This is a genomic window from Streptomyces sp. PR69 (assembly GCF_026420845.1).
In the GTDB taxonomy this organism is placed as follows: Bacteria; Actinomycetota; Actinomycetes; order Streptomycetales; family Streptomycetaceae; genus Streptomyces.
In genome coordinates this window covers 1-16,159 of sequence record NZ_JAOWCB010000060.1, presented here as the reverse complement: position 1 = coordinate 16,159, position 16,159 = coordinate 1, and the positions used below count along the sequence as shown (strand labels likewise).

The window sequence follows — 16,159 nt, the reverse complement described above, 5'->3', positions numbered from 1 at the left end:
CCCGCCCAGCGGCGCGCCGACGGTCCGCTGCCGGCCCCGGCGGAGCTGCTCGCGGCGGTACGCGACCGGTCGCTGGCCGTGCTGGGAGGTACGGGCACGGGCGCGGCGGCAGGCGCGGCGCCCCTCGGCAGCAGGCCCGCGCCCGCGCCCGCGCCCCGGACGGCGGCTGCGACCCCCTGGGCGCAGACCGCCAGGGGGTGGGCCGCCCGTGCGCCGTCCGAGAGTCCGGCGAACCACCGCGATGACCGCGATGAACGAGATGACCGCGGTCACCGCGATGAGCGAGATCGGCCGGAGCACCGTGATGCACATGATCGGAGCGACCGCCGCGACCCCCGCGCCGGCCACGGCGACCGCCGTGCATCGCATGAGTCACGCGATCAGCGAGACCGCCCCGGGGCACGCGGGGAGCACCGAGCAGCCCTCGCCCCCGCCGGCCGCGACGAAGACGTCGAGCAGCGCGATCTCGCGCACCGCTGCGAGCTGGCCGTGCGGATCGCGCTCTCCTATGTCGTCGCGCCCGTGCCCGGCGATGTGGGCGCCGCGGTCCGCACGGTCCTCGGCGGGTCCGTCAGTGGGCAGAGCCTGAGAGCTGCAGGCCGATGACCCCGACGATCACCAGCGAGATGGAGACGATCTTCAGCGTGGAGACCAGGTCGCCGAGGAAGATCATGCCGTAGATCGCGGTGCCCGCCGCGCCGATGCCCGTCCACACGGCATACGCCGGGCCCACGTCCAGCCGCTTCAGCGCCAGCGTCAGCAGCCCGAAACTGCCCAGGGCGAAGGCGGCGAAGGCGACCGTCGGCCACAGTCTGGTGAAACCGTGAGAGAGCTTGAGGCAGACGGCGAAACCCGTCTCCAGCAGTCCCGCGACAATGACCAGCAGCCACGCCATCGTCAGTGCCTCCCGCGTCGGTCGGTGACTGCTTCGCCTCACTCGGTGCGATTATGCACTTACCAGCACACGGGAACCGCAAACGTGAACGGTCAATCCCCTTCGCGTCGCTCCCGCGTCGACAGCAGCCGCCGCAGCGAGTGCAGCCGCGCCGGATCGGCATGGCCGTCCGCCACCCACTGGTCCAGTGCGCAGTCCTGCTCGTCATGGCTGCAGGCGCGCGGACAGCCCTCCGTGCCCGGCTCCAGATCGGGGAAGGCGTGGATCACCCGTGATGGGTCGACATGGTTCAGCCCGAACGACCGTACGCCGGGGGTGTCGATCACCCAGCCGCCCGCCGGGTCCGCCAGCGGCAGCGCGAGCGCCGAGGTGGTGGTGTGCCGGCCGCGGCCGGTGACCGCGTTGACCACCCCGGTCGTCCGCCGTCGCTCCTTCGGCACCAGCGCGTTGACCAGCGTTGTCTTCCCGACGCCCGAGTGTCCGACGAAAGCGGTGGTACGGCCCCTGAGGTGCTCGTGCACCCGGTCGGCCGCCACGCCGTCCACGAACTCCTCGCGTGTGGTCACCACATGGGGCACGCCCAGCGCCCCGTACAGCGCCAGCAGCTCGTCCGGAGGGGCGAGGTCCGACTTGGTGAGCACCAGCAGCGGCTCCAGACCGCCGTCGTACGCGGCCACCAGACAGCGGTCGATCAGCCGCGGCCGCGGCTCGGGGTCGGCGAGGGCGGTCACGATGGCGAGCTGGTCGGCGTTGGCGACGACCACCCGCTCATACGGATCGTCGTCGTCCGCCGTACGGCGCAGCACCGAGGAGCGCTCCTCGATCCGCACGATGCGGGCGAGGGTGTCCTTGGCGCCGGAGAGGTCCCCGACGATGGCGACCCTGTCCCCGACGACGGCGGCCTTGCGGCCCAGCTCGCGGGCCTTCATCGCGACCACGACCCGGTCTTCGACCAGGCAGGTCAGCCGGCCGCGGTCGACGGTGAGGACCATGCCCTCGGCCGCGTCCTCGTGCTTGGGCCGGATATTGGTCCGCGGCCGGTTGCCCTTGCGGTTGGGGCGCACCCGGATGTCGTCCTCGTCGGCGTGCTTGCCGTAGCGGCGCATGACGCTTCAGGCCCCGAGCATTTCGGCCCACATCCGCGGGAAGTCGGGCAGGGTCTTGCCGGTGGTCGCCACATTCTCGATCTGCACGCCCTCGACCGCCAGGCCGATGACTGTGCCCGCCGTGGCCATGCGGTGGTCGTCGTATGTGTGGAACACACCGCCGTGCAGCCGGCGCGGGCGGATGTGCAGACCGTCCTCGGTCTCCGTCACATCGCCGCCCAGTTCATTGATCTCCTTGGTCAGGGCGGCCAGCCGGTCCGTCTCATGGAGCCGGAGGTGGGCGACGCCGCGCAGCGTCGAAGGGGAGTCGGCGAGCGCCGCGACGGCCGCGATGCCGGGGGTCAGCTCGCCGACCTCGCCCAGGTCCACATCGATGCCGTGGATGCGGCCCGAGCCGGTGAACACCAGACCGGCGTCGGTCAGCTCGCAGGAACCGCCCATCTCGGTGAAGATCTCCCTCAGCGCGTCACCGGGCTGGGTGGTGCGCTCCGGCCAGTCGGGGATGACCACCCGCCCGCCGGTGACCAGCGCGGCCGCCAGGAACGGCTGGGCGTTGGACAGATCGGGCTCGATGGTCAGATCGCGGCCGAGGACGGCGCTGGGGGAGACCCGCCAGACGTTCGGCTCGCCGCCGGTCTCCGGCTCGTCCACCTGCGCGCCCACGGCCCGCAGCATGTCGACGGTCATCCGGATGTGCGGCATGGAGGGCAGCGTGCGGCCGGTGTGGCGGACCTCGACGCCCTGGTTGAAGCGCGGGGCGGACAGCAGCAGCGCGGAGACGAACTGCGAGGACGAGGAGGCGTCGATCTCCACCGTCCCGCCGTCCAGCGCGCCGCCGCCGTGGACGGTCATCGGCAGCGAGCCGCGGCCGTCGTCGTCGATGCGGGCGCCGAGGACGCGCAGCGCGTCGATCACGCCGTTCAGGGGGCGCTCATACGAGCGGGGGTCGCCGTCGAAGCGGATCGGACCGTCGGCGAGGGCCGCGACCGGGGGCAGGAAGCGCATGACCGTGCCGGCGTTGCCGACGTCGACCGTGGCCGGTCCGTGCAGGCCGGAGGGGATGACCCGCCAGGCCTCGCCGCCGTCCGGGACCTCCGCGCCCGGTGCGGCGGCGGAACTGGAGGAGACGGTCTCCTCGATGCCCACGCCCATCGCGCGCAGGGCGGCGGCCATCAGCAGGGTGTCGCGGGAGCGCAGCGGACGGCGCAGCCAGCCCGGCTCGGCGGCCAGCGCGGCCAGCACCAGGGCGCGGTTGGTGACGGATTTCGATCCGGGCACGGTGACCGTCGCTTCGACGGCTCCGGTCGCATAGGGGGCGGGCCAGAGGGCGGGGTGCACGGAGCTTTCGGTCATGGCCATCACTTTAGTGGGTCCATGCACCTGCGAATCTTGATCAAATGTACGGAAATCACAGGCCGAGCAGCCAGCGGCCGCCCCCGATGAGCGAGCACACCGACACCGCGTGGAACAGAAACAGCCATATCGCGGGCGGGACATTGGTCAGCCGGGACAGCTGATCGGCGTCGGAGTCCGGCGCGCCGCCGCGCCGCCGCTTCGACTGCAGCTCGAAGGCCGGCCGGACGCCGCCGAGCAGCAGAAACCACACGGCCGTGTAGGCGAACGCGGACTGCACCTGCGGTCCGGTCAGCCAGGAGACCAGCAGAAACGCCGCGCCGGTGAGCACCACGGTGAGCGCCCCGTACGCATTGCGGATCATCGCCAGCATGGCCAGCAGCAGCGCGGTGGCCAGCCACAGCAGCAGCGTGATGTGGTGGGCGGCGAGCAGCCACGCCCCGCCGAGGCCCAGCAGTGGCGGGGCGGTGTAGCCGGCCGCCGCGGTGAGGATCATGCCGAGGCCGGTCGGCTTGCCGCGGCTGACGGTCAGACCGCTGGTGTCGGAGTGCAGCCGTATCCCCTCAAGACTGCGGCCGGTCGCCAGCGCGACGAGGCCGTGGCCGCCCTCGTGGGCGATGGTGATCGCGTTGCGGGAGACCCGCCAGACGCGGTGCGGGACGACGGCGGCGAGCGCGGCGAGGCCGGCGGCGATGACGAGCCACTCGTCAGGGGCGGACTGGGGGCCGAAGAGTCGGTCCCAGAGGGATGTCGTGACCATTTCTCGGGCGGCTCCTCAAGGGCGGTGGTCGGGCGGCGGGCAGGAGTGGCAGTGTGGCACTCATGTGCGGTAGGTATGCAGCGAGTCGCAGGCCCGAGGATCTCGCAGGGCTCTTCGAGGTCGAGAAGTGGGAGCCCGAGGAGACGCTGGAGCCCGACTGGAACGTGGCTCCCACGAAGGAGGTCTACGCGATCCTTGAGCGCCCTCTGAAAGACGCGTCGGACCGCCGTCCGGTTCGCCAGCTCAGGGCGTTGAAGTGGGGGCTCGTGCCGTCGTGGGCGAAGTCACCGGAGGGCGCGGCCCGCATGATCAACGCCCGGGCGGAGACGCTGCACGAGAAGCCGTCGTTCCGGAAGGCCTTCCTCGCACGGCGGTGCATTCTGCCGGCGGACGGCTATTACGAGTGGGTGACCGGCTCGGACGAGCGGGAGCTGGAGGTCGCGGGGAAGAAGAAGCGGCCGCGGAAGCAGCCGTACTTCGTCACCCCGGCGGACGGGTCGGTGATGGCGATGGCCGGACTGTATGAGTTCTGGCGCGACCGGACCCTGCCGGACGAGCATCCGCTCGCCTGGTGGGTGACCTGCTCCGTCATCACGACGGAGGCGGAGAGCGGCCCGCTGGGGGTGGCCCCGGCCGAGGGGCCGCAGTCGCTGTCCGACATCCACCCGCGTATGCCGCTGATGCTGACCCCGGACCGGTGGGACGCCTGGCTGGACCCGTCCCGGACGGAGGAGAACGCGCTGCGGGGGCTGCTGGAGCCGCCGGAGGGCGGGCTGATGAGGGCGTACCCGGTGGGGACGGCGGTGAGCAACGTCCGCAACAACGGGCCGGAACTGCTGAAGGAGCTTCAGGGCCCGGAGGAGGCGACGCTGTTCTGACGGGGGCTGCCCCCCACCCCGCCCCTTCCCGTGACTGAGGGCTTCGCCCCCAGGCCCCAGCGGGCAGCCCCGAAGGGCGTGGGGCTTCGCCCCGCCCCGCGTCCGGGACTCCGCCGCGGGCCTGCTACCCGGGGAGGGACGCTACGGGGGCTGCCGGCCCCGCGCCCCTGGGGCGGCGGCTTCGGCGGGTGGCCCAGCTCGCACGGGGCCCCGCCGTTCAGCGCGCGTGGGCGGGAAACGGCCCCTGGTCCGGCAGGATGAGGGGGTGATGCGGAGCGAGAGCGTGGAGACGGACGCCGGGGAAGCCCGGGTCACCTGGGCCGTGCCCAAGGGCGCGCGGATGGTCGTGGCGCTGGGGCACGGGGCCGGAGGGGGGATCGCGGCGCGGGATCTGCAGGGGCTCGCCCAGGCCCTGCCCCGGGACGGGATCGCCGTCGCGCTCGTCGAGCAGCCCTGGCGCGTCGCCGGGAAGAAGGTCGCCCCCGCGCCCAGGACGCTCGACACCGGCTGGCGCGGCATCTGGCCCGCCCTGCGGAAGCCGGGGCTCCCGGTCGTCGCCGGCGGCCGCAGCGCCGGCGCCCGGGTGGCCTGCCGGACCGCCGCGGAGCTCGGCGCCGTGGGCGTGCTCGCGCTCAGCTTCCCCCTGCACCCGCCCGGCAAGCCCGAGAAGTCCCGCGCCGACGAGCTCCTCGACGCCGCCGGGGTCCTCCCCACGCTCGTCGTACAAGGGGCGAACGATCCCTTCGGGAAGCCCGAGGAGTTCCCGGAAGGGCCGTTTGAGCTGGCGGCCGTGGACTTCGGAGATCACTCCTTCGCCGTGCCCAAGCGCAGCGGAATGACCGAGGACGACGCCGTCCGGGCGGTCGCCGACGCCGTACGCCCCTGGGTTCTCGGGCTCCGGGAATAGCGGCCCCCGCCCCGCCGTTGCAGCGGATGCCGGAAGTCAGTGCATCGAGCATGGAGTAGGAGTCCGCCGCATGGGTTCGACCATCTGCCCCGACCGCGCGCACGCCGCTGAGCTGGACTGGACCGTGCTCCCCGCGGCCCGGGCCGCGCATATTCCGGCGGCGGCACCCGCAGGCAGTCGTCTATTCTCCGAATCGAGCGGGTCCGCATCCGGTCTCGCCACAGCGGTCGAGGAGGTGGGTCCGGTCACTGGGACCGACGACGTACAGGGCGACGTACAGAGGGAAGAGACGTCCGAAGAGCGCAACGCGCGCTTCGAACGTGACGCCCTCGGCTACCTCGACCAGATGTACTCGGCCGCGCTGCGCATGACCCGGAACCCGGCGGACGCGGAAGACCTGGTGCAGGAGACCTATGCCAAGGCGTACGGATCGTTCCACCAGTTCCGCGAGGGCACCAACCTCAAGGCCTGGCTGTACCGGATTCTCACGAACACCTTCATCAACTCCTACCGCAAGAAGCAGCGCGAGCCTCAGCGCAGCGCCGCCGAGGAGATCGAGGACTGGCAGCTCGCCCGCGCCGAGTCGCATATGTCCACCGGGCTGCGCTCCGCCGAGTCGCAGGCCCTGGACCATCTGCCGGATTCGGACGTCAAGGAGGCGCTCCAGGCGATCCCCGAGGAGTTCCGGATCGCGGTCTATCTCGCCGACGTAGAGGGCTTTGCGTACAAGGAGATCGCGGACATCATGGGAACACCCATCGGGACGGTGATGTCCCGCCTGCACCGGGGACGCCGCCAGCTGCGCGGCATGCTCGAGGACTACGCCCGTGAGCGCGGGCTCGTCCCCGCCGGAGCGGGGGAGTCGAACGACGCGAAAGGCTCGGGCTCATGAGCTGCGGAGATCCGCACGAGACGGACTGCTCTGAGGTCCTGGACCATCTCTACGAGTTCCTCGACCACGAGATGCCCGACAGCGACTGCACGAAGTTCGAGACGCACTTCGAGGAGTGCTCGCCGTGCCTGGAGAAGTACGGTCTCGAGCAGGCGGTGAAGAAGCTGGTCAAGCGGTGCTGCGGGCATGACGACGTGCCCAGCGACCTGCGCGCCAAGGTCATGGGCCGGATCGATCTGATCAGGTCGGGACAGGCCGTGCCCGACTCTGATGTGACGGCCTCGGGCAGCGCCGACTGAGCTTCCCGGAGGCGTGTCGGCGACACCTCTGCCCGTCCGTCTTCACCCATAGGTGCGAACAGTCCGCTTATCAGCCATACCCCGCTCCCCGTATCGCTAGCGTTGCGCTCGATATGAGGAGGGTGCGGGGCAGTGACGGCCTTACCGACGGCGGACGTACCGACGGCGGACGTGCCGCGCGCGGCGTACGGCTGCGTCGCCGCGGCCGTGCTGTGCGCCGCCGCGCTGTGCCTGGCGTCCCTGCCGGACGCCCTCGCCGATGCGCTGCCGGCGCTGCTCACCCTCGCCGCGCTCCATGCGCTGTGTGAGATTTCCACCCGCCGGCAGGGCCGGCCCGGCGGGGTGTTCCTCCCGGTGCTGTTCGCCGCCGCGTTTCTGCTGCCGCCCGCCGCCGCCGCGCTCGTCGTCCTGCCCGGCGCCCTGTTGGGCCGGGTGGCGCGGCGGTCCGGGCGCCCGGCAGAGCTGCGCAGGGTATGGCGCGCCGCCCGGCTCGCGCTGGCGGCCTGGGCGGCGGCCCAGGCGTTCACATCGCTGCGCGGCGGACACGCCCTGCGGGACGGCCGCCTCGCGGAGGCCCTGACGGCGGCAGCCGCCGCCGTGCTCGTCTGCTGTCTGGCGCTCGCCGTGCTGGACTGCGTCATGCGCGCCGCCGCGGAGCGGCAGCCGGTCCGCACGGCCTGGCGCGGACTGCTGTCCGCCGCACTGCCGTCCCACGCCGTGCACGGGCTGACCGGACTGCTGATGGCGCTGCTCTGGCACGGCCCGCACGGCCCCATGGCCGCGGTGTGCGTGCTGCCGCCCCTGCTGGTGTCGTGCCGGCTTTTCGCCGCATCCCATCAGGAGCGGGCCGCGCACCACGCCGCCGTCCGCGCGCTGGTGCAGGCGGTCGACATCAAGGACCGGTACACCCGCGGCCACGGTGACCGCGTGGGACAGGCGTCGGCGCTGATCGGGCACGAGCTGAAGTGGGACGAGCGGCGGCTGGAACTGCTCCGCTTCGCCGGTGTCCTGCATGACGTGGGCAAGCTCGGGGTGCCGACGCGGGTGCTCCGCAAGGACGGTCCGCTGACGGAGGCGGAGCGCCGGATGATCGAGCTGCACCCGGAATACGGCCACGAGGTGGTGCGGGGCATCGGCTTTCTCGGCGAGGCGCGGTCGGCGGTCCTCCACCACCACGAACGGATGGACGGCAGCGGCTATCCCTACGGTCTGGCAGGGCGGCAGATCCCCGAGTTCGCGCGGGTCGTCGCCGTGGCGGACGCCTTTGACGCGATGACGTCGACCCGCTCGTACCGCAGGGCGCGGCCGGTGGCCGAAGCCGTGGCGGAGCTGGAGCGGTGCGCGGGGACGCAGTTCGACCCCCGGATGGTACGGGCCCTGGTGCGGGCGCTGCGCCGGCATGGCTGGCACCCGGAGGCCACGGCGGAGCCGGCCGCGGAGACCGCCGCCGGGACCACGGCGGCATACGACAAGCAGGGCGGTATGTCGGACCTGCGCGGAAACGTCTCGTCTGAAAGGCCTTCGGGCACCCGGTGAACGCCATGCCCACGCTGATCACGACAGGCGCCTACGGGACGGGCGGCGTCATCGCCCTGACCGGCGTCGGATGGACGGCGTGGCACGGACTGGCGCAGCCCGGCGTCGCCCTCGCCTTCGGGGCGCTCATCGCCGCAGGCGAGCTGGCCCGCTCGGGCGCCCCGCCGGACGAGCGGGAGCCCGCGCCGCTCGGCGCCGCCGGAGCGCTGGCCTACGCGCTGCTCGCCCAGTGCGCGGGCAGGCCCGCCGCCCACGGCGTGCTCCAGACCGTCGCCGTCGTCGTCGCGGCCGCACTCCTCGGAGCCGTACCGCATGTGGCGCGCGGCGAAGGGCCCGCACTCGAACACGTGGTGCGGCGGACGCTCGCCGTGGCCGTCGCCGCCGTCTGCTTTCAGCCGCTGGCCGGGTCGGGCGAGCTGGAGCGCCGCCTCGGACACGGGGCCTGGCACACCCTCTTCCTGCTCGCGGTGCTCGCGCTCACCGCCCTGTGCGACGCGCTGCTGGCCGCCGCCCTGCTGCACGCCCGCACCCGCTACCCGTACACCCCGCTGCTGCGCGACGAGCTGCGTGCCCTCGCCGGCGTCGGCGCCGCCGTCTGCGCCACCGGCGCGGCCCTTCCGCTCGCGGTCGCCGCCGCCGGACTGTGGGCCCTGCCCCTCTTCTGCGTACCGCTGCTGCTCACCCAGCTGTCCTGCCGCCGGCACGCCCGGGTGCGCGCCGCCTACCGGCAGACCATCGCCTCCCTCGCCCGCTCCACGGAGGTCGCCGGATACACCCGGCCCGGCCACGCCCGCAGGGTCGCCCGCCTCAGCTGCGCCGTGGGCCGGGAGCTGGGACTTTCCGGGGCGGACCTCGCCGTGCTGGAGCACGCGGCCCTGATGCATGACATCGGGCAGCTCTCGCTGGTCGACCCGGTGCCGGAAGGGGCCACGGCGCTGCTTCCGGCCGCCGAGCAGCGCCGTATCGCGCTCCTCGGCGGAGCCGTCGTCCGGCAGACCGGCGTCCACTCCGCCGTATCCGTCGCCGCGGTCGTCGAACGGCAGGCCGATCCATACCGGGAACAGCCCCCGGGCGCCCGGATCGTCCGCGTCGTCAACGCATACGACGACCTCGCCGGGGGAAGCGGTGGGACAGCGGGCGGGGCGCTCGCCGCGCTGGAGGAACTGCGGCTCGCCACCGCGCACGACTACCAGCCGGAGGTCGTCGAAGCCCTCGCCAGAGTCCTCGCCCGAGGCGGTCTGGCCCCGGCCCCGCCCGGGTAACCCATGGGTAATGAGCGAGCGCCCGACCGGGCATGGTTGGATGCGAAGAAGAGGGAATCCCGCAGGGAAACCCTCGAGCGAGAGGGTGTGCGGGGGCAGTGACCCGAGCGACCGGCAGGCGGGAATCGTGAGGATCTTCGGGAAGGTACGGCATCGGCCCTCCGCCTCGTGGCGGCAGGCCACCGACCGCGCGTTCACGCTGATCGGCGACGGCCGGTACGAGGACGCGGGCGCGCTGCTGACCCGCGCCGCGGACCTGGAGCCCTGGCTGTCGGAGTCCTGGTTCAACCTGGCCCTGCTGCACAAGTTCCGGCACGACTGGGAGCAGGCGCGCGCCGCCGGACTGCGCGCCGTGGCCCTGCTCGACAAGGAGACCGGGGCACCCGACTGGTGGAATGTCGGCATCGCCGCCACCGCCCTGCAGGACTGGCCGCTGGCCCGCCGCGCCTGGCAGGCGTACGGGCTCAAGGTGCCCGGCGGCCCCTCCCGCGGCGCGGGCGGCGCGGGCGCGTCCGGGCCGAACGGCGAACCCCTCGGCATGGACCTGGGCAGCGCGGCCGTACGGCTGTCGCCCGAGGGCGAGGCGGAGGTGGTCTGGGGCCGCAGGCTCGATCCGGCGCGGATAGAGGTGCTGTCCATCCCGCTGCCGTCCTCCGGCCGGCGCTGGGGCGAGGTCGTGCTCCACGACGGCGTGCCGCACGGCGAGCGGACGACTGCCGCGGGCCCCTCGTACCCCGTCTTCGACGAGATCGAGCTGTGGGCCCCGTCGCCGGTACCCACCTGGGTGGTGCTGCTGGAGGCGGCCACGGAGGCCGACCGGGACGCCCTGGAGCAGCTCGCCGCCGACGCCGGATTCGCCGCCGAGGACTGGTCGTCCTCGGTGCGGCTGCTGTGCCGGGCCTGTTCCGAGAGCACGATGCCCAGCGCCGAGGGCGAGGGCGAACACCTCGACCCGCACGACCACAGCGAGCCGGGCCACCCGGGCCCGCTCGGCCACCGCACCGGCGGCGATCTGTGGACCCCCGAGCGCGAGTGCGGGATCGCCGCGCCCGCCGGGCTGGTGCGCGGCCTGCTGGACGGCTGGGTCGCGGACAGCCCGGACTCCCGTGAGTGGCGGGATCTCGAGGAAGTCTGCTGACGGCTGGCCGTAGGCTGTACGGGCACGCATCGGGTACACCCGCCGGACACCCGGACCGAACCGGGTACGTACGCCGGGTACTGAGGAAGGCGCAGAGTCTGACATGGCGCAGCAGGAGACGGACCAGCTCGTGAACGACGGTTTCGTCGTGGACACGGAGGACTGCGAGGAGCGTGAGCGCGCACACCGTGAGCGCGGCACATCCCGTCCGATCACGGTCGTCGGCAATCCGGTGCTCCACAAGGAGTGCCAGGACGTCACGGAGTTCGACGACAAGCTCGCCGCGCTGATCGACGACATGTTCGCCAGCCAGCGGACGGCGGAGGGCGTGGGGCTCGCCGCCAACCAGATCGGCGTGGACCTGAAGGTCTTCGTCTACGACTGCCCCGACGACGAGGGTGTACGGCATGTGGGCGCCGTCTGCAACCCGGTGCTGGAGGAGCTCGCTCCGGAGCAGCGCGTGCTGGACGACTCCAATGAGGGCTGCCTGTCGGTGCCGACCGCGTACGCCTCGCTGGCCCGCCCCGACTACGCCGTGGTCCGCGGGCAGGACGCCCAGGGCAATCCGATCAGGGTGCGCGGCACCGGGTACTTCGCCCGCTGCCTCCAGCATGAGACGGACCATCTGTACGGACGCCTCTACATCGACCGGCTGTCGAAGCGGGAGCGCAAGGACGCGCTGCGGCAGATGGCGGAGGGCACCCCGCGCTACCCGGTCGTGCCGAACGACTGAGGACGGACAGCGGCCAGCAGCCCCGCGCCGGAGCGTTTGGCCGGCGCGGGGCTGTCTCAGCGGGGCAGGGTGCTGCGCCTCAGGGGTGAGGCGTTGCGCTGGAGTGAACCACCCACCGGGCGGCAACCGCCAACGCCCCCGGCCCAGCAGCACCCCTTGACCGGGTGACCTCAGAAGTCGTCGTCGAAGGAGACGGAACCCTCCACCGCCACCTGGTACGCCGACGGGCGGCGCTCGAAGAAGTTCGTCAGCTCCTGGACGCCCTGCAGCTCCATAAACGAGAACGGGTTCTCCGAGCCGTACACCGGGGCGAAGCCCAGCCGGGTCAGCCGCTGGTCGGCGACGCACTCCAGGTACGCGCGCATCGACTCGGTGTTCATGCCCGGCAGACCGTCGCCGCACAGATCGCGGGCGAACTGCAGCTCCGCCTCCACGGCCTCCTTGAGCATATCCGTGACCTGCTCCTGGAGCGCGTCGTCGAACAGCTCCGGCTCCTCCTTGCGGACCGTGTCGACGACCTCGAAGGCGAAGTTCATATGCATCGTCTCATCGCGGAACACCCAATTGGTGCCGGTCGCCAGCCCGTGCAGCAGACCGCGGGAGCGCAGCCAGTAGACATAGGCGAAGGCCCCGTAGAAGAAGAGCCCCTCGATGCAGGCGGCGAAGCAGATCAGATTGAGCAGGAAGCGGCGGCGGTCGGCCTGCGTCTCCAGCCGGTCGATTTTCTCTGCCCCTTCCCCTTCCAGGGCGGCCATCCACTTGAAGCAGAACTGCGCCTTGTCCCGGATGGACGGGATGTTCTCCACGGCCGCGAAGGCCGCGGCCCGCTCGTCCGGGTCGGGGAGATAGGTGTCCAGCAGCGTCAGATAGAACTGGACGTGCACCGCCTCCTCGAACAGCTGACGGCTCAGATACAGCCGCGCCTCCGGGGAGTTGATGTGCTTGTAGAGGGTGAGCACCAGATTGTTCGCCACGATCGAGTCGCCCGTCGCGAAGAAGGCGACCAGCCGGCCGATCAGATGCTGCTCGCCCGGTGAGAGCTTGGCCAGATCGGCGACGTCCGAGTGGAGGTCGACCTCCTCGACCGTCCAGGTGTTCTTGATCGCGTCCCGGTAGCGCTCATAGAAGTCCGGGTAGCGCATGGGGCGCAGAGTGAGCTCGAAGCCCGGATCGAGAAGATTCTGGTCACGCATTACTGGCAGGCCTCGCAGGACTCGGGGTTTTCCAGGGAGCAGGCGACGGCCTCTTCGGGGGTCGCCTGTACGGGGACGGAGGGGGCGGCAGCGGCGCCGGCGCCGCTGCCGGCGGCGCGCGCGATCCGGGTCGCCGGGCGGGATCGCAGGTAGTACGTCGTCTTCAGCCCGGACTTCCAGGCGTACGCGTACATCGAGCTGAGCTTGCCGATGGTCGGCGTCTCCAGGAACAGATTCAGCGACTGGCTCTGGTCGAGGAACGGCGTACGGGCGGCCGCCATGTCGATCAGCCCGCGCTGCGGGATCTCCCACGCCGTGCGGTACAGCTCACGGATCTCGGCCGGGACCCAGCCGAAGCCCTGGACCGAGCCATTGGACTCGCGCAGCGCCTCCCGGCTCTGCGCGTCCCACACGCCCAGCTTCTTCAGATCCTCCACCAGATAGGAGTTGACCTGGAGAAACTCACCGCTGAGCGTCTCGCGCTTGAAGAGATTGGAGACCTGCGGCTCGATGCACTCGTACACACCGGCGATGGAGGCGATGGTCGCGGTCGGGGCGATCGCCAGCAGCAGGGAGTTGCGCATGCCGGAAGCCGCCACCCGGGCGCGCAGCGCGTCCCAGCGCTCCGGCCAGTTCAGCGCCACGTCGTAGTGGTCCGGGTGGAGCACCCCGCGCGCGGCGCGCGTCTCGGCCCAGGCGGGCAGCGGGCCATGACGCTCGGCCAGATCGCAGGACGCCTCGTACGCGGCGAGCATGATCCGCTCGGCGATCTTCGTGGAGAGCGCCATGGCCTCGGCGGAGTCGAAGGGCAGCCGCAGCTTGAAGAACACGTCCTGCAGGCCCATCGCGCCAAGGCCGACCGGCCGCCAGCGGGCGTTGGAGCGGCCCGCCTGCTCGGTCGGGTAGAAGTTGATGTCGACGACCCGGTCGAGGAAGGTCACGGCGGTGCGGACGGTGCCGTCCAGCCGCTCCCAGTCGATCTCCCCGGCAGGGGTGACGAACGCGCCCAGGTTGACGGAGCCCAGGTTGCAGACCGCGGTCTCCCCGTCGTCCGTGACCTCCAGGATCTCGGTGCACAGATTCGAGGAGTGGACGACCTTGCCGGGCTCCGCGGTCTGGTTGGCGGTGCGGTTGGCCGCGTCCTTGAAGGTCATCCAGCCGTTGCCGGTCTGCGCCAGGGTGCGCATCATCCGGCCGTACAGCTCCCGCGCCGGGATCGTCTTGCGGGCCAGACCCGCCGCCTCCGCCTTCCGGTAGGCGGCGTCGAAGTCATCGCCCCACAGGTCGACCAGCTCCGGCACATCGGCGGGGGAGAACAGCGACCAGTCGGCGTCGGCGGCGACCCGGCGCATGAACTCGTCCGGGATCCAGTGCGCCAGATTGAGGTTGTGGGTGCGCCGGGCGTCCTCGCCCGTGTTGTCACGCAGCTCCAGGAACTCCTCGATGTCCGCGTGCCAGGTCTCCAGATAGACACAGGCCGCGCCCTTGCGGCGGCCGCCCTGGTTGACGGCGGCGACCGAGGAGTCCAGCGTCCGCAGGAACGGGACGATGCCGTTGGAGTGGCCGTTGGTGCCGCGGATCAGCGAGCCGCGGGAGCGGATGCGGGAGTACGACAGACCGATGCCGCCCGCGTGCTTCGACAGCCGCGCCACCTGGTGGTAGCGGTCGTAGATCGAGTCCAGCTCGTCCAGCGGGGAGTCCAGCAGATAGCAGGAGGACATCTGCGGGTGGCGGGTGCCGGAGTTGAACAGCGTGGGGGAGGACGGCAGATAGTCGAGCCGGTTCATCAGCCCGTACAGCGCGGCGACCTCCTCCAGGGCGCGGACCGAGTCGTCCTCGGCCAGCCCGGCGGCCACGCGCAGCATAAAGTGCTGCGGCGTCTCGATGACGTTGCGGGTGATCGGGTGGCGCAGCAGATAGCGGCTGTAGAGCGTGCGCAGACCGAAGTAGCCGAACCGGTCGTCGGCGCCCTGAGCGAGGGCCTGCTCGACGAGGGCGTCCAGCCGGACGGCGTGCAGCCGGGTGAACTCCGCGGTGCGGTCGGCGATCAGGCCCTCGCGGCAGCCCACGGCGATCGACGCGGAGAAGGAGACCGCACCCTCGCCGGCCGCCTCCTCGGCGATGGTGCGGGTGAGCAGCCGGGCGGCGAGCCGGGAGTACGAGGGGTCCTCGGAGATCAGCCCCGCGGCGGCCTCGGTGGCGAGCTCGCGCAGCTCCGCCTCGTCCGAACCGGCGTGCCGGCCGCGCAGCGCGGCGGCGGCGACCCGACCCGGGTCGGTGTCGGGCAGATCGGCGGTGAGGTCGGTCAGGGTCCGCAGCAGCGCGGTCCCGGGGCCGTCACCCACCCGCTCTTCGATGCCTGAAGCCGGATCGGCTGGCGCGATGGTCACGTGGTGCTCTCCCTCGCTCGGCTCTGGGCCGGCGGGGATCGGGGCACGGGGCACGGACGCGCACCCGCCTTCGCACGGCGGCTGCGCGTCGTCCACCGGCCCAATTCCGCGAGGCCCGGACGTCTCTGGCGTCCGGTTCGGTCGAGCCGGACGCGCTGTCGGCAGGTCTTCGGACTGGCCTGCAGATGCGACAAAGCGCACCACAGCACACCGTTGCGGGACAGTTCCGGATTCGCACCGGATTCCCCTGCGGCGACAGCGAGGATGAGCATACATGTGGGGGCGGTGTGATGCGGACGGCCCCACATGTTGTGTCGGCCCGGCCTCTTCCTGTTACTGGGGCTCCGCCCCAGCCCCCGGTCTTCGGGGGCTCCGCCCCGGACCCCCGCGCCTCAATCTCCGCCAGACGGAGTCTGGGGGTACCCCCACGGGGCTTGGCTGTGCAGCCTCTTGCGCCTCGGTCGTCGGCGGGGCTGGTGCCTGGCTCCCGCGCCTCAATCGCCGGCGGGTCTGGTTCCTGCACCTCAGTCACCGGACGGGCTGGAAAATCCAGCCCGTTGGAGGTACCTCCTGGGGGCACCTCCGTGGGGGTACCCCTGGGGGCACCTCCCAGCGGTAGCTGGCGGAGGAGTCTGGGGGAGGTAGCTGGGGGAGGAGTCTGGGAAAGTTTGAGGACACGGCCTTCAGGCCGTACAGGGGCGGCGGCGCGAAGCTGCCGCCCGCCTGGGGCGCGGGGCGCCAGCCCCGCAGTCCTCCCCCGGAGGGGGTCTGGGGGCGGAGCCCCCAGTTGCGGGAAGCGGGGCCCCCTACGCTCCCA

General features: G+C 72.0%; 15 protein-coding genes and 1 riboswitch. Of the genes, 8 read left to right on the top strand and 7 right to left on the bottom strand.

Annotated features, from left to right (window positions below):
- The 5 genes from OF819_RS29305 to OF819_RS28535 form a co-directional block, all read right to left on the bottom strand.
- Positions 1–369, bottom strand: a 369-nt coding sequence (locus OF819_RS29305; RefSeq protein ID WP_416370646.1) for a hypothetical protein, incomplete at its 3' end; no start/stop codon positions are given.
- 202 nt (positions 370–571) lie between these two features.
- Positions 572–895, bottom strand: coding sequence for a DMT family transporter (locus OF819_RS28550; RefSeq protein ID WP_267246549.1), 324 nt, complete (start codon positions 893–895; stop codon positions 572–574).
- 92 nt (positions 896–987) lie between these two features.
- Positions 988–2,001 (bottom strand): ribosome small subunit-dependent GTPase A, encoded by a 1,014-nt coding sequence (rsgA, locus tag OF819_RS28545; protein WP_267246548.1) that lies wholly within the window; start codon positions 1,999–2,001, stop codon positions 988–990.
- Between the two features lie 6 nt (positions 2,002–2,007).
- Positions 2,008–3,354: a 3-phosphoshikimate 1-carboxyvinyltransferase gene (aroA, locus tag OF819_RS28540; RefSeq protein ID WP_267246547.1), complete on the bottom strand. Its 1,347-nt coding sequence runs from the start codon at positions 3,352–3,354 to the stop codon at positions 2,008–2,010.
- Between the two features lie 55 nt (positions 3,355–3,409).
- The gene (locus OF819_RS28535) at positions 3,410–4,114 is read right to left on the bottom strand and encodes a M50 family metallopeptidase (protein WP_267246546.1); all 705 of its coding nucleotides are present in this window, start codon (positions 4,112–4,114) and stop codon (positions 3,410–3,412) included.
- Positions 4,115–4,176: 62 nt separating this feature from the next.
- Between OF819_RS28535 and OF819_RS28530 the strand changes: the two genes are divergently transcribed.
- The 8 genes from OF819_RS28530 to def all read left to right on the top strand — a co-directional run bounded on the left by OF819_RS28530 (position 4,177) and on the right by def (position 11,759).
- On the top strand, positions 4,177–4,992 hold the full coding sequence (locus OF819_RS28530) for an SOS response-associated peptidase (RefSeq protein WP_267246545.1): 816 nt from the start codon (positions 4,177–4,179) through the stop codon (positions 4,990–4,992).
- Positions 4,993–5,260: 268 nt separating this feature from the next.
- Positions 5,261–5,899: an alpha/beta family hydrolase gene (locus tag OF819_RS28525; protein ID WP_267246544.1), complete on the top strand. Its 639-nt coding sequence runs from the start codon at positions 5,261–5,263 to the stop codon at positions 5,897–5,899.
- Between the two features lie 235 nt (positions 5,900–6,134).
- Positions 6,135–6,791 (top strand): sigma-70 family RNA polymerase sigma factor, encoded by a 657-nt coding sequence (locus tag OF819_RS28520; protein ID WP_416370648.1) that lies wholly within the window; start codon positions 6,135–6,137, stop codon positions 6,789–6,791.
- The gene (gene rsrA / locus OF819_RS28515; protein WP_267246542.1) at positions 6,788–7,090 is read left to right on the top strand and encodes a mycothiol system anti-sigma-R factor; all 303 of its coding nucleotides are present in this window, start codon (positions 6,788–6,790) and stop codon (positions 7,088–7,090) included. Before OF819_RS28520 ends, rsrA begins: the two co-directional genes overlap by 4 nt.
- Positions 7,091–7,261: 171 nt before the next feature.
- Positions 7,262–8,626, top strand: coding sequence for an HD-GYP domain-containing protein (locus OF819_RS28510; protein WP_416370647.1), 1,365 nt, complete (start codon positions 7,262–7,264; stop codon positions 8,624–8,626).
- Between the two features lie 5 nt (positions 8,627–8,631).
- Complete coding sequence (locus tag OF819_RS28505) at positions 8,632–9,888, top strand: HD-GYP domain-containing protein (RefSeq protein ID WP_267246541.1); 1,257 nt, start codon at positions 8,632–8,634, stop codon at positions 9,886–9,888.
- Between the two features lie 127 nt (positions 9,889–10,015).
- Positions 10,016–11,026 carry a tetratricopeptide repeat protein gene (locus tag OF819_RS28500; protein WP_267246540.1) on the top strand — a complete coding sequence of 337 codons (1,011 nt, stop codon included), beginning with the start codon at positions 10,016–10,018 and terminating at the stop codon, positions 11,024–11,026.
- Between the two features lie 103 nt (positions 11,027–11,129).
- Positions 11,130–11,759: a peptide deformylase gene (gene def / locus OF819_RS28495; RefSeq protein ID WP_267246539.1), complete on the top strand. Its 630-nt coding sequence runs from the start codon at positions 11,130–11,132 to the stop codon at positions 11,757–11,759.
- 170 nt (positions 11,760–11,929) lie between these two features.
- On the opposite strand, the gene OF819_RS28490 is transcribed toward def, so the two are convergent.
- Together OF819_RS28490 and OF819_RS28485 are read right to left on the bottom strand one after the other, a co-directional pair.
- Positions 11,930–12,952 carry a ribonucleotide-diphosphate reductase subunit beta gene (locus OF819_RS28490; protein WP_267246538.1) on the bottom strand — a complete coding sequence of 341 codons (1,023 nt, stop codon included), beginning with the start codon at positions 12,950–12,952 and terminating at the stop codon, positions 11,930–11,932.
- The gene (locus OF819_RS28485; RefSeq protein ID WP_267246537.1) at positions 12,952–15,342 is read right to left on the bottom strand and encodes a ribonucleoside-diphosphate reductase subunit alpha; all 2,391 of its coding nucleotides are present in this window, start codon (positions 15,340–15,342) and stop codon (positions 12,952–12,954) included. Before OF819_RS28485 ends, OF819_RS28490 begins: the two co-directional genes overlap by 1 nt.
- Before the next feature lie 164 nt (positions 15,343–15,506).
- Positions 15,507–15,589: riboswitch (cobalamin riboswitch) on the bottom strand.
- Positions 15,590–16,159 lie beyond the last annotated feature (570 nt).

Bases quoted from the DNA above. Each gene is read 5' to 3' on its own strand.
- OF819_RS28550 (WP_267246549.1), bottom strand. From the start codon at position 895: ATGGCGTGGCTGCTGGTCATTGTCGCGGGACTGCTGGAGACGGGTTTC.
- rsgA (WP_267246548.1), bottom strand. From the start codon at position 2,001: ATGCGCCGCTACGGCAAGCACGCCGACGAGGACGACATCCGGGTGCGC.
- aroA (WP_267246547.1), bottom strand. From the start codon at position 3,354: ATGACCGAAAGCTCCGTGCACCCCGCCCTCTGGCCCGCCCCCTATGCG.
- OF819_RS28535 (WP_267246546.1), bottom strand. From the start codon at position 4,114: ATGGTCACGACATCCCTCTGGGACCGACTCTTCGGCCCCCAGTCCGCC.
- OF819_RS28530 (WP_267246545.1), top strand. From the start codon at position 4,177: ATGTGCGGTAGGTATGCAGCGAGTCGCAGGCCCGAGGATCTCGCAGGG.
- OF819_RS28525 (WP_267246544.1), top strand. From the start codon at position 5,261: ATGCGGAGCGAGAGCGTGGAGACGGACGCCGGGGAAGCCCGGGTCACC.
- rsrA (WP_267246542.1), top strand. From the start codon at position 6,788: ATGAGCTGCGGAGATCCGCACGAGACGGACTGCTCTGAGGTCCTGGAC.
- OF819_RS28505 (WP_267246541.1), top strand. From the start codon at position 8,632: ATGCCCACGCTGATCACGACAGGCGCCTACGGGACGGGCGGCGTCATC.
- def (WP_267246539.1), top strand. From the start codon at position 11,130: ATGGCGCAGCAGGAGACGGACCAGCTCGTGAACGACGGTTTCGTCGTG.
- OF819_RS28490 (WP_267246538.1), bottom strand. From the start codon at position 12,952: ATGCGTGACCAGAATCTTCTCGATCCGGGCTTCGAGCTCACTCTGCGC.